Annotated in this window: 11 protein-coding genes; 5 read left to right on the top strand and 6 right to left on the bottom strand. The window is 40.1% G+C overall.

Translation table 11 applies throughout. The features are described 5' to 3' along the window. Positions 1 to 28 precede the first annotated feature (28 nt). Positions 29 to 490 carry a RidA family protein gene (locus tag N5852_RS06800; protein WP_262099649.1) on the bottom strand — a complete coding sequence of 154 codons (462 nt, stop codon included), beginning with the start codon at positions 488 to 490 and terminating at the stop codon, positions 29 to 31. A 402-nt stretch (positions 491 to 892) separates the two neighbouring features. Between N5852_RS06800 and mltG the strand changes: the two genes are divergently transcribed. After that, entirely contained in the window at positions 893 to 1,987 is a 1,095-nt protein-coding gene (gene mltG / locus N5852_RS06795) for an endolytic transglycosylase MltG (RefSeq protein ID WP_262099713.1), read from the top strand. A 98-nt stretch (positions 1,988 to 2,085) separates the two neighbouring features. On the opposite strand, the gene N5852_RS06790 is transcribed toward mltG, so the two are convergent. From N5852_RS06790 to tyrS, 3 genes are all read right to left on the bottom strand, one after another. Further along, positions 2,086 to 3,879 carry a sensor histidine kinase gene (locus N5852_RS06790; protein ID WP_262099648.1) on the bottom strand — a complete coding sequence of 598 codons (1,794 nt, stop codon included), beginning with the start codon at positions 3,877 to 3,879 and terminating at the stop codon, positions 2,086 to 2,088. Between the two features lie 53 nt (positions 3,880 to 3,932). Further along, on the bottom strand, positions 3,933 to 4,619 hold the full coding sequence (locus N5852_RS06785) for a LuxR C-terminal-related transcriptional regulator (RefSeq protein WP_262099647.1): 687 nt from the start codon (positions 4,617 to 4,619) through the stop codon (positions 3,933 to 3,935). A 384-nt stretch (positions 4,620 to 5,003) separates the two neighbouring features. Then, entirely contained in the window at positions 5,004 to 6,257 is a 1,254-nt protein-coding gene (gene tyrS, locus N5852_RS06780; protein ID WP_262099646.1) for a tyrosine--tRNA ligase, read from the bottom strand. 108 nt (positions 6,258 to 6,365) lie between these two features. Here tyrS and N5852_RS06775 point away from each other — a divergent pair, with 108 nt between their 5' ends. The 4 genes from N5852_RS06775 to N5852_RS06760 all read left to right on the top strand — a co-directional run bounded on the left by N5852_RS06775 (position 6,366) and on the right by N5852_RS06760 (position 11,376). Then, positions 6,366 to 7,514: an anhydro-N-acetylmuramic acid kinase gene (locus N5852_RS06775; RefSeq protein WP_262099645.1), complete on the top strand. Its 1,149-nt coding sequence runs from the start codon at positions 6,366 to 6,368 to the stop codon at positions 7,512 to 7,514. Between the two features lie 549 nt (positions 7,515 to 8,063). Beyond that, complete coding sequence (proS, locus tag N5852_RS06770) at positions 8,064 to 9,392, top strand: proline--tRNA ligase (protein ID WP_262099644.1); 1,329 nt, start codon at positions 8,064 to 8,066, stop codon at positions 9,390 to 9,392. After that, the gene (locus N5852_RS06765; protein ID WP_262099642.1) at positions 9,389 to 10,693 is read left to right on the top strand and encodes a lipoprotein-releasing ABC transporter permease subunit; all 1,305 of its coding nucleotides are present in this window, start codon (positions 9,389 to 9,391) and stop codon (positions 10,691 to 10,693) included. The genes proS and N5852_RS06765 overlap by 4 nt, the downstream gene beginning before the upstream one ends. After that, entirely contained in the window at positions 10,693 to 11,376 is a 684-nt protein-coding gene (locus N5852_RS06760) for an ABC transporter ATP-binding protein (protein WP_262099641.1), read from the top strand. The genes N5852_RS06765 and N5852_RS06760 overlap by 1 nt, the downstream gene beginning before the upstream one ends. Positions 11,377 to 11,685: 309 nt before the next feature. Here N5852_RS06760 and purN read toward each other — a convergent pair whose 3' ends face one another. Together purN and purM are read right to left on the bottom strand one after the other, a co-directional pair. Next, the gene (gene purN, locus N5852_RS06755) at positions 11,686 to 12,303 is read right to left on the bottom strand and encodes a phosphoribosylglycinamide formyltransferase (RefSeq protein ID WP_262099640.1); all 618 of its coding nucleotides are present in this window, start codon (positions 12,301 to 12,303) and stop codon (positions 11,686 to 11,688) included. Beyond that, complete coding sequence (gene purM / locus N5852_RS06750; RefSeq protein ID WP_262099638.1) at positions 12,300 to 13,376, bottom strand: phosphoribosylformylglycinamidine cyclo-ligase; 1,077 nt, start codon at positions 13,374 to 13,376, stop codon at positions 12,300 to 12,302. Before purM ends, purN begins: the two co-directional genes overlap by 4 nt. Positions 13,377 to 13,576 lie beyond the last annotated feature (200 nt).

Here is a 13,576-nt window from a genome sequence, read left to right as displayed (position 1 = left end):
TCAAAAAGGGAAGTTTCGCGGTTAAAGCTTAAATTTCAAGAATAGCCTCAACTTCCACTGTGGCATTTAATGGCAAGCTAGCAGCACCAACCGCAGAGCGTGCATGTTTACCCGCCTCACCCAATACATTTACAAACAAGTCAGATGCGCCATTTGCTGCTTGCGGAATATCAAAGAAATCAGGCGAACTTGCAACAAATACAACAATTTTGACAACTCGCTTTATTTTATTAAGATCACCAAGAGCGGCTTGTGCTTGCGCCAAAACATTTATCGCACAGGCTTCCGCTGCTTTTTTAGCGTCTTCAATGGTAACATCTTGGCCAACTTTGCCCGTAGCTAATAATTTACCATCTTTGAGTGGTAATTGCCCCGAAATAAATAACTGGTTTCCACTTTGCGCATAAGTGACGTAATTGGCAACAGGAACCGCAGCTTGCGGTATAGTAATTCCTAAATCACTTAATCTTTGGCTAATTGAATCTGACATGATATTCCTTTCCATCAAAAATAAATCAAGCACATTTATACACAATTTAAATAATAATGCGACAAAACAAAAATATAGGCCTATCAATAACCCGACTTAACGCCACATCCTTTCTTAAGCAAGAAAACTCGCATTTCTTTTAACAACTACTGATAGCATAGTCTATTTCAGCATAGGCCTTAGAAAAAACACTTTATGCCATCTAAAAGCCAAAAGCCTTTGTTAATTTAACCAAATAGCAGCAAAATCTAATTAAATTGCAGCAATTAAATTTATCTTGACGCAACATTATCTTGAAAATATTCTTGGTTTGAAAGCCATTTAGAAATTGAATTGGATAATCTCCAAACCAAACATAAAGAAGCTACGATGACATCTCCTGCCCCAAATGAGCAAAATAATATGGAACTAAACAAGGCTGATCCAGCGCCCAATAATGCGGTTACAAGCGCTAAAGCCAAGAAAACACGGCGCTCAAAGGCTGCGCGCAACCCTTTTATTATTTTAGCGAACCTTGTTTTTTCACTCCTTATACTTGCCGCATTAGGCGCTGGATTTGGTATTTATTACTTAAAAAAAACATTTAATGACCAGGGCCCTTTGCAACAGGCTGAAGTCATTTGGATTAAACCTGGGTCAGGTATAAAAGAAATCTCTACACTGCTTGCTAGCAATAATATAATTTCCAATGATCAAATCTTTGTCTATGGCATTGGATGGGAACAAAAAACCAAGGCGCTAAAGGCTGGTGAATATGAAATACCAGCCCATGCTTCCATGCGCGATGTCATGAATATATTGGTTTTAGGTCGCTCTATCGAGCATAGCATAACAATACCTGAAGGTTGGACGGTAACCCAAGCACTAAACCGCATTAGCGGTAATGACGTTTTAACAGGTGATTTAGCCAGTGATAAAATGCCCCCAGAAGGCGCCCTCATGGCTGATACTGTAACATTTTTACGTGGTACAACACGAGCTGATATTGTGCGGCGGTTACAACAAAACCAAGACAAACTGGTAAAAGAAATTTGGGCTACAAGAGCCGCAGATTTACCGATCAAAAACATCAATGAGTTTGTAACGCTGGCATCCATTGTTGAAAAAGAAACTGGCATTGCATCTGAACGCCCACAAGTTGCAGCTGTATTTATTAATCGATTGCGTAAAAATATGCGTTTACAATCAGACCCTACCATCATTTATGGCCTTTTTGGTGGTGCAGGTAAGCCCTCTGGACGCCCAATCTATCGTTCAGACATAGATAAGGAAACACCTTATAATACTTACAAGATTAATGGCCTGCCGCCGACACCAATTGCAATTCCCGGCAAGGATGCATTAATGGCCGTTGCCAATCCACCAAAGACCGAAGATCTTTATTTTGTAGCTGACGGCTCTGGGGGCCATGCCTTTGCCAAGACACTTGATGAGCATAACCAAAATGTCCGCAAATGGCGTGAGGTTGAACGCTCCAATAATTTATCTCCAAACTAGACTTAAAACGACAAAAATAGCTGTGCTAAATTAAAAGCATGGCTATTTTTACCAAGACGCTAAATAATGTAAGAAGCAGCCAATTGTATTTGGTAAATTTATAATTTTAACGTAGCGATCAAGCGTGTCTTTCCAGGAGTGGAAGTTACGTCTAGAGAACCACCAACGCGACTGATCCGCATTTTCATGCTGCGCATACCAATACTCATGCCCGATTGAGCTACGGCTTCTACATCAAAACCTAAACCATCATCTTCAATAATAAGAATAAGTTCATCACATTTTGGTAGTTTCAAGCTAATTTCAACAAAATGAGCATGACTATGCTTAATGATATTGGTCAAAGCTTCTTCAATCAGACGCGTCAAAGCAAGACATTGTATAGCTGTTGGAATTATCAGCCATGATTGTTCAATATTCCACTTGAATTCGACTCCCAACTCATCAAAAAGGGTTGAATAACGATGACGCACCGGCGCGAGCCATTCATTGGGGGTTTCGGGAACCTTTACACTTTGACTTGAACTACTATCTATTGCTTGGCGAAGATCATTGCGAATGAGGCTCAACATTGCGATAACCTCTTTAGGGCTATAGTGTGATTTCGTCATCTCGATAGAAGCCATCATGTGGACTAACGAGCCTCCTAAACCATCATGTAAATCATTTGCAATCTGCAAGCGATCTTGCAGGCGTACATTTTCCATACTCAATGCATATTCTTGCTTAAGAACTGCTGATAATTCACTTTTAGCCCTAGCAATACTTTCACTTAACTCTTCATTAAATGATGCAATTTGTTGGGTATAATGGGCATGACGCCAGCCAATTAAACAAATCATTAAAAGCGTCACAAGGATAACGACATAGGCTGACAGCGGTACAGGACTGTCTATCATATTTAAAAAACGTAATAGATCATGTATATAAGATATTAAAGCCAAAAACCAGGCCAATGAAACAACGATAATATAACGTAGCTTGTGCCGTATTCCATAGATAAGTGTTTGCAGACAAGAGAATAAAATAATGAGTGTTATTGCCACCACCGCAGCTGTTTGGGCAATAACAATATTTACATCATTGATAAATATAGATAATGTTATTAAACTTATTATGACCACCCAAAAAAAGAACTCAACGCGAACTAATCTTTGCTTCGAAAAACGCAATATAAACAAAGAAAAGCATGTACCAGCAAGCAGCAACGCAATAGTATTTACGCGTGCACTCATATAGGTAGTCGAGAAAGGCCACGGACTATTTGTTACAAAATAACTAAGAAAAAACAACCAGAACAGTGCTGCTATTGCATATAGTCCATAAGCACTTTGCTTTCGATTAGCAATCCAGATAAAAAACAGCAATATCGCCATTATAAAAATTAGAATGATATTTACGAGAATTATGGAGCGACTATTCCAGATAAGCCGATCATGAAGCGTTTGCATCTCGCTAGGATCACCTAAATAAATACGGCCAATTCCAATTGGCTGTCCAGGCACACTAATTGCTTTAATCCATATTGTATTTATCCCTTTACGCAAATAGCTTTTTGGTATTTGCCAGTATCGTGGCATATTCCAACTACGTGACAAAGGCTCGGAGAGATGCTGATCTCGCCATAATTGTTGATCATTGACATATATCTCGCCGGCTATTTGGATGGAATGTAAGACCAAAGCGGCAGGCACTACTTTCCCCCCATCACATATACGTTGCCAATCAATTCTATACCAAACTATATCTTCAACACTAGAGCGACGTAAATTCCAATTGTCTGGCAAGGTAACTTCTAACCAAGCGCCCCACATTGCTGGTTTACTTCCATCCACATCTGCCTTTGTTGTCTTAACCGATAGAACTTGAAACAAACACGTATTTGTATTCATCGTCCAGGCATATGCTTGCCCCATGAAAAAGAATAAGCAAAATAATATGAATCTTAGCAAATAAGACCCCGTCTGCGAGCAGTATTTATAGCTTTGGTTCGAGACGAAACTGCAAGTTTTCGATAGATATGTTTAATATGAGATTCAACAGTATAACGCGATAGAGAAAGCTGATCGGCAATTTCGCGATTACCTAGTCCTTGAGCTACCAAAACCAGTATCTCATGTTCACGCGGACTTAGCCTTTCTATTTCGACACTATTTTGATCTTCTACTTTTGGAAGGGGTAGTTCATTAATAATTCTACGCGCGATAAATGGATCAATAGGTGCGCCACCACGCAAAATACTTCGTAAAGCCAACGCAATTTCTAAATCATCCCGCTCTTTGACAATATATCCTGTTGCACCAGCACGCAGAGCGGCAAAAGTCACGTCCTGAGTACTCCAAGCAGAAATAACAAGAATGCCCAGATTGATATCCCTAGTTCGCAATTCGCTGATCAAATCAATTCCATTACCGTCGGGAAGTCCAAGATCAACAAGCGCCAAAGCTATAAAAGACAAATTTTTGATAGATTGACGTGCAGCACTCAAAGAGCTTGCATGCACAATTGCTTGTTCGTCATATCCCATGGCAAGTAATAAAGTCTTTATCCTGCGATAAACCATTGGATCATCTTCAACCAACAGTACTGGTGCTTCCAATGTCAAATCAGCGGCAATTGTTTGAATAACCATTTTTTTCCTATTTATAAAAATAGCAGAAGAATTATAGTCTTTGCATCTGATAAGAAATTTGTCTCAGCTAGAATATCACAAGCATCTATTTTTTTATATATAAATTCTTATCACAAATTACCTATTTCATAATTTAAATTATGATCGAGTTGCAACACTGACGCGTATAAAATCAAACGCAAAATTATTCTTCTTAACTATTGATATAAAGAAATTAGGTATTTTACCTTACTGCGTGACAATTATCACCAGAAGTTCGTGATGTTTTCATTGTTTCGTGGTTTATCAATTAATGTTTAAATAGAAAAAATCACGAATATCAGATCAGGACCTATTAAATGTCTTATAGCATTTTGTTCAAATTAATAGGTCCTGCCTCGGAAATTAAATTGGTTTTACCAATATATGTTTTTTCTTACCAAAAGAAAGCTTTATTACATTCTCATCACCTAAATCACTATTATTGATGATGCGGCTTTCATCACTTACGGCAATGTCATTAACACGGATAGCGCCACCTTGAATATTGCGACGTGCGTCACCATTGGATTTTACAAGACCAGCTTTTACCAATAGAGATAAGATGCCGATACCATCTGAAAGTTCAGAACTTGCAATTTCCATCACTGGCAAATCTTGACCAAGTTTCCCTTCTTCAAAGGTTTGACGGGCCGTTTCTGCTGCAAGCTCAGCAGCTTCGCGGCCGTGTAGCATTGCAGTGATTTCTGTTGCTAAGATTTTTTTGACATCATTAATTTCCGCACCTTGCAGCTGGGCAAGGCGAGCAATTTCGTCCATTGGCAAAGTTGTATAAAGCTTCATGAAGCGAATAACGTCAGCATCTTCAGTATTGCGCCAATATTGCCAAAACTCATATGGGCTGACAAGGTCAGCATTAAGCCAAACGGCGCCATTTAAAGATTTGCCCATTTTTACGCCAGAAGCAGTGGTTAAAAGTGGTGTGGTTAGTGCATATAATTGGCTGGTCCCCATGCGGTGGCCGAGTTCAATACCATTGACGATATTACCCCATTGGTCCGAGCCCCCCATTTGTAGGCTCACACCATGACGTTGATTAAGCACAACAAAGTCATAGGCTTGTAAAATCATATAATTAAATTCAAGGAATGACAGTGAGTGCTCGCGCTCAAGGCGCAATTTAACCGAGTCAAAAGACAACATGCGATTAACCGAAAAATGACGGCCAACATCGCGCAAAAATTCAAGATAGTTGAGATTGCGCAACCAATCCGCATTATTTGCAATAATTGCATCATTAGGGCCCTCGCCAAAAGTGATGTAATTTGAAAAGACATGTTTAATGCCTTCAATATTATTTGCAATTGTTTCAACCGTCATCAATTTACGAGCTTCATCCTTAAAGGATGGATCACCAACCATACCTGTGCCGCCGCCCATGAGTGCAACGGGACGGTGTCCTGTTTTTTGTAGCCAATAGAGCATCATTATTTGCATCATGTGCCCAACATGAAGGCTATTGGCTGTTGGATCAAAGCCGATATAGGCTGAAACGGTTTCTTTCGCAAAAAGGTCATCTAAACCTTGTTCATCTGAAACTTGATGAATGAAACCACGCTCTTGCATGACGCGAAGAAAATCTGATTTAAAGCCCGACATCGATCTTTCCTGAATTTATAAAATTGAAATTATGCACGCATTGAAACGCGCTATCACTTGCTAGCATGAATCGGTTATAAATAACAAGGAATCAGTGTTGGGTGCGAAATGAAAAAACAAGATTTAAAAATGGCGATCGGTTTAATGAGCGGTACATCTATGGATGGTATTGACGCAGCCTTAATTGAAAGCGATGGTCTTAGCCAATTGCGCATTATATCAACTTTCAGCCATTCTTACTCGACCGATTTTCGCAATCGCTTGAAACAAAGCCTTGATCTTGCGCAGGGCGTTACAGATCGTACTGCTCGGCCTCATCGACTTGATGCGCTTGAACATGATTTAACCCTAGAACATGTGATGGTTGTTAAATCACTTTTAGAAAAGCTTGAACTAAATTCAGACTTGATTGATGTTATTGGCTTTCATGGGCAAACTATTTTACACCGGCCCAATACAGGCTTAACACTGCAATTAGGCGACGGCTCTTTGCTTGCGAGGAGAACGGGCATTGATGTGGTTTTCGATATGCGTGCCAATGATATGCGTTATCAAGGGCAAGGAGCGCCACTCGTGCCAATCTATCATGCGGCTCTTGCGGCAATGAGGCATGATTATTTAAAGTTTCCAGTTGCTTTTATTAACATCGGCGGTATATCCAACCTCACATTAGTAAAAACACCAAATTTAAAAAGTGATGATAATATCATTGCCTTTGATTGCGGCCCCGGCAATGTGTTAATTGATCAATGGATGACTTTAAATAATCAAGGCAATTTTGACAAGGATGGTCAGGCGGGGCTAGCAGGACAAGTTAATCAACAAGTTCTTGATGCTATTATGTTGGATATTGTTTATCAACAAAACACCAAACAATCCCTAGATTGGAGAAACTTCAAGCCGCTTACCGATAAAACCATATCGCTAGAAGATGGCGCAGCAAGTTTAGCGTTTTTAACCGCCAAACAGATTTTTTCTTCTTTTAAGTTTTTAAGTGAAAAGCCAAAGCAACTGATTATTAGTGGTGGAGGTGTTAGAAATAAAGCGATCATTAAGTATTTACAATTCCTCGGGAAACCTTTCGATATAGATATTATCGCGGCTGATGACATTGGTTTAAATTCAGCCTTTATCGAGGCGGAAGCTTGGGGATACCTTGCCATACGTTCAATGAAATCTTTACCGCTCACTTATCCAAAAACAACAGGATGTATAACTGCTGTAAGTGGTGGTGTCTTTGTATCAGCAAAACCATAAAATTTTTTGTGTTATATCTCATGAATTAATCGAGCTTACTCGCTTATTTATCAAAATTAGCGGCAGATTAAGATATTGCGATTGATGACACCAAGTTACAGATTATTTTAATATATCCATATCTATACATAAGTAACAATTATGTCATAAAACTGAAATTAAAATAGTTTAAAAAAAGGCATAAAAAAAGCAAGGCTCGAAAGCCTTGCTTTGATAATTATACGCGATGGTTTTAATCCTTAAACTTAAGGGGGCAGCGTTATACGCGCCCTAAAACCTGATCCTCCCAAATACTCTCGCGTCATTTAGGCAGTTTAATCTACCTAAGTTTGTTATCACCAATTTTCTATCATGTTTTATTATGGCTGTCATTAGAAAAAATATAAATGGCGTATTTTTGCCACAATGTGACGATTAGCCGTATTCTCGCCATTTTTTGATAAAAATTCATGCTTACGTTCTTATATTTCATTCTTTAATGATTGTCGTTATTGTAGAAAAACTAAAAATCGCGAATCGCGTGTTTACATTACAGGATTGGTATTACCTATGCGTCTTTCACAATATTTTCTCCCTATCCTTAAGGAAAATCCTAAAGAAGCGGAAATCGTTTCTCATCGGTTGATGCTGCGCACCGGCATGATACATCAACAAACTGCAGGTATTTATTCTTGGTTACCGATGGGTAAAAAAGTATTGGACAAAGTATGTGCCATTATTCGCGAAGAGCAAAACCGTTCAGGCGCATTAGAAATCTTAATGCCAACCATTCAACCGGCAGATCTTTGGCGTGAAAGCGGTCGTTATGATGATTATGGCAAGGAAATGTTGCGCATAAAGGATCGCCAAGATCGCGATATGCTATTTGGCCCTACCAATGAAGAAATGGTGACGGAAGTGTTCCGGTCCTATGTGCGTTCATATAAGGATTTACCGCTTAATCTTTATCATATTCAATGGAAATTTCGCGATGAAATACGTCCACGCTTTGGTGTTATGCGTTCGCGTGAGTTCTTGATGAAAGATGCCTATTCTTTTGATCTTGATTATAATGGCGCCAAAGCTGCTTATAATCGTATGTTTGTTGCCTATCTTCGCACTTTTGCTCGTGCAGGCCTTCATGCTATTCCTATGCGAGCCGATACAGGCCCTATTGGTGGCGACTTGAGTCATGAATTTATTATTCTTGCAGATACTGGTGAAAGCGCCGTTTTCTGCGATCAAAAATATCTTGATATGCAAGTTCCTGGTGCCGATACCGACTTTAAGGATAGCGAAGCATTAGCTAATATTGTTGCACAATGGACAGCGCCCTATGCTGCAACAGAAGAAATGCATGATGAAGCTGCTTGGGCATCTGTTGCAGATGATAAGAAAGTTGCGGCTCGCGGTATTGAGGTAGGACATATTTTCCATTTTGGTACCAAATATTCAGAACCAATGGGTGCTAAGGTAACAGGTCCCGATGGAAAAGATCATCTCGTTTCAATGGGATCTTATGGTATTGGCCCCTCACGTTTGATTGCTGCAGCAATTGAAGCATCTCACGATGATAAGGGTATTATTTGGCCAAAAGCACTTGCACCATTTGATATTGGCCTCATCAATATGAAGCCAGGTAACGAACAATGCGATGAAATGTCGAATAATCTTTATGAGCGTCTTAATAATGCCGGTTTTGATGTGTTGCTTGATGATACAGATGCAAGTGCTGGTTCAAAATTTGCGACTATGGATCTTATTGGTCTGCCAGAGCAAATTGTTGTTGGACCACGCGGTGCAGCAAATGGAGAAGTAGAAATTAAAAATCGCAAAAGCGGTGAAAAAATGACTTTATCTCTTGATGCAGCCTTAAACCGGATGATTGAAACCCAATGAGTAACGACACAAAGCCAATTCATCAAGGCAAACCATTCGCTTATTATGAGTGGATGGTGGCCTTTCGCTATATGATACCACGCAAAAAACAAGCTTTCACCTCAATTATATCCATCATATCCCTTATAGGAATCATGATCGGTGTTTGCGCATTGATTGTGGTTATGTCGGTTATGAATGGTTTTAGAGCCGATTTACTCGATCGCATTTTGGGTTTTAATGGCCATTTAATTGTGCAATCCGACAGCGGCTCCATTGATAATTATAATAATCTTATTCCGCAGCTTGAAAAGTTACACGGGATTAAATTTATTCTTCCTGTGCTTGAAGGGCAAGCCTTTGCTACATATGACAAAAATGGTAGCGGAGCCATTGTACGCGGCATGCGCGAAGCTGATCTAAAAAAAATGTCAGCAGTTGCTGATAATATTAAGTTAGGCAGCATCAATAAGTTTGATGAGGGTGAAACCATTTTGCTAGGCCGTGGACTTGCACAAAAGCTTGGCGTTACCGTTGATGATTATGTCACAATTCTTGGTCCTGAGGGCGATGTTACCCCCTTTGGCGTTACCCGCCGCGAAAAAGCATATAAAGTAGGTGGTATTTTTGAAGTTGGTATGTTTGAGTTTGATTCAGCGGTGATATTTATGCCGTTATCACAAGCACAGCTATTCTTTAATCAAGAAGATAAAGTACAGTCTCTTGAGGTTTTCATTGAAAAACCCGATGACGTTGACAACATTCGATTGGCAATAGAACAAGAAGTTCGCCCTTTAATCGACCAAGGCACTATTCCAAATGTCTATATGATTGATTGGCGACAACGTAACCAAACGTTTTTTTCAGCCCTACAAGTTGAACGCAATGTTATGTTTATTATTCTGTCGCTGATAGTGTTGGTCGCTGCCCTTAATATTATTTCTGGACTGGTTATGCTGGTTAAAGATAAAGGGCATGATATTGCTATTTTGCGCACTATGGGGGCAACTCGCGGTGCAATTATGCGTATTTTCATTATGACTGGCGCGGTTATTGGGGTAATCGGCACATTATTGGGCGGTTTACTCGGTATCGTTACCAGCCTTAATATCGAGCATATTCAGAAATTCGTCACTTGGGTTTCTGGAGAGGAAGTATTTAATCCGCAAATTTATATGCTAACGCAATTACCATCGCGTTTGGATGTCGGTCAGATTGGAACCGTCGTCATTATGACCTTATCGCTGTCATTATTGGCAACCATCTTGCCTGCATGGCGTGCGTCTCGCCTCGATCCCGTTCAAGCATTAAGGTATGAATAATGGCTGAGCCTGTTTTAAAACTCATTAATGTTGATCGCACCTATAATGATAGCGATCAAGCTTTAACAATATTAGATAAAGCTAACTTTACCTTAAATAGCGGTGAAACAGTTGCTTTGGTTGCACCTTCAGGTGCTGGCAAATCAACCCTTTTGCACATTGCCGGCTTGTTAGAAAAGCCCAATGGCGGTGAAGTGGAATTATGTGGCAAAACATGCTCTAAATTATCAGATGGAGAACGCACAGCTATACGCCGTTCCGAAGTAGGTTTTGTCTACCAATTCCATCATTTGTTGCCAGAATTTACAGCGCTTGAAAATGTCATGATGCCGCAATTAATTAGCGGCTTAAAGAAGAAAGAAGCTGCGGCTCGCGCTGAAAAGCTACTTGAATATATGCGGGTTGGCCATAGGGTTAAACATCGGCCATCAGAATTATCCGGCGGTGAGCAGCAGCGGGTGGCTATTGCGCGCGCTGTTGCAAATGTACCAATGGTATTGCTTGCTGATGAACCAACAGGTAATCTTGATCCAGTTACATCCAATTATGTATTTCAAGCATTACAAGCTTTGGTTAAGCAATCTGGGCTTGCCGCACTAATTGCAACACATAATCATGCACTTGCTAAGCAAATGGATCGCCGCATCACACTTGAAAATGGAAAAATAGTTGAGTTGCCATAAAATCCAACGCAACTGTCTCAAGGGTACTAAAGGTTTCAAGGGGCTTAAAGTTCTATTGTCCTTTATTAACTTCTAGTTGATAAATCAAATGATTTGCTCGGCATTTTTTTCATTAATAAATTTAAAAGGAGGGCTAGATGCCCTCCTTTCATTTTTCACACTGATTTTAATCAAGATTAGCTTTGCTACAAATCTTTATATCACAACGAGATAAAGCCCTATTTTTTCAAAATTTATACATAAAAAAGCCACTTAATAGAATGAATATTAAGTGGCTCTTTAATCAAGATTAGCTAATTTATTAAATACTCAACCAAAGGAAATTATAAATTGCTTTTCATCGGTAATATTTGATTTTTTTTCAATAAAATTGCGCAATGTTTGCGGATAAAGCTGATGTTCTTGCTTTAAAACACGTGCACTTAAACTATCAGCATTATCGGTGGCTAAAACGGGGACAACGGCCTGCGCCAAAATAGGCCCCTCATCCATACCTTCTGTGACGATATGCACACTGCAACCGGCAATTTTCACCCCTGCTTCAATTGCCCTTTGATGGGTATGGAGCCCAGGGAAAAGTGGCAATAAAGAAGGGTGAATATTTAAAATTTTTCCTTCATAAGGCTTGATAAAATTTGCAGAAATAATACGCATATAGCCCGCAAGACAAATAATATCAGGAGCCAACGCATCTAATTGCTGCAAAATTGCATCTTCATGAGCTTGTTTAGAGGCAAAAGACGCGCGTTCAAAACCAAAGGTCTCAACACCCCGTGATTTTGCCTTAGCCAAACCACCAGCATTGGCATTATCTGAAAAAACAGCAACAATTTCTGCTGGATAATCTTTCGCTTTGCTGGCTTCAATGAGCTTTTCCATATTCGAGCCGCCGCCCGATATAAAAACGACAACCCGCTTACGACTCATAATACTAATTGCCCTTTATAGACAACACCCTTATCTTGCCGCGTTATAAGCTGACCAATCTCGCTGACCGTTTCGCCACTGTCTTCTAATGCTTTTTTAACAGCATCAAGATTTTGTGGTGCAACAACAACAATCATACCAATACCACAATTAAAAGTACGCAGCATTTCATGCATTTCAATATTGCCAGTATTTGCCAGCCACTTAAATACTGACGGTACGCTTACGGCATTAAGATTTATTTCTGCGCTCAGATTTTTAGGCAAAACACGTGGAATATTTTCAGGAAAACCACCGCCGGTAATATGGGCAAGGGCTTTAATGGATTGAGTTGCCTTTATAGCCGATAATATGGAACGCACATAAATACGCGTTGGCGCTAATAATGCGCGTCCTAGTGGTAAAGCTGGATTAAACGGTGCAGGATCATTCCAAGATAGGCCCGAATGTTCAACAATTTTACGCACCAAAGAAAAACCATTGGAATGAATACCTGATGAGGCGAGACCTAAAATAACATCCCCCTCAGCTATATCCTTATGGGGCAGTAACGTACCACGTTCTGCTGCACCAACAGCAAAACCAGCAAGATCATAATCGCCATCACGATACATGCCCGGCATTTCAGCAGTTTCACCACCAATTAATGCAGCACCTGATTGACGGCAGCCTTCTGCAATACCTGATACGATCGCGGCACCTTGGTTGGGGTCAAGTTTACCAGTTGCAAAATAATCAAGGAAAAAAAGCGGCTCAGCACCCTGCACGACAAGATCATTCACACACATGGCAACAAGATCAATGCCAACCTCATCATGGTAGCCCGCGTCAATCGCGATTTTAAGCTTGGTACCAACACCATCATTAGCAGCAACGAGAATCGGATCCTTAAAACCGGCTGCTTTTAAATCAAACAACCCACCAAAGCCGCCAATTTCTGTATCGGCCCCTGCCCGGCTTGTTGAACGCACCAGTGGCTTAATCAGGTCAACCATGTGGTTCCCCGCATCAATATCCACACCTGATTGTGCATAAGTGAGGCCGACAGTTTGGTCTTTACTATCTTTAACCATTTTTAGGTTTCCTTGCATTAAAATAGCGCAATAATTATGCATTTGCCATGCCACGCCCAAAGCCGCAAGAAAAAACCGCATAATTTGCAAAAAAACACACTTTTAAGCAAAAGACTTATGGATAGCAGCCTTGACCAATGGTATTTCTCAACATATCTGAATAGACTTGCGTACATTAATCTTTATCAAAGATTGGTCAC

Source organism: Bartonella sp. HY328 (genome assembly GCF_025449335.1).
In the GTDB taxonomy this organism is placed as follows: Bacteria; Pseudomonadota; Alphaproteobacteria; order Rhizobiales; family Rhizobiaceae; genus HY038.
The sequence above is the reverse complement of the archived record's forward strand: the minus strand, read 5'-3'. Positions and strand labels throughout refer to the sequence as shown.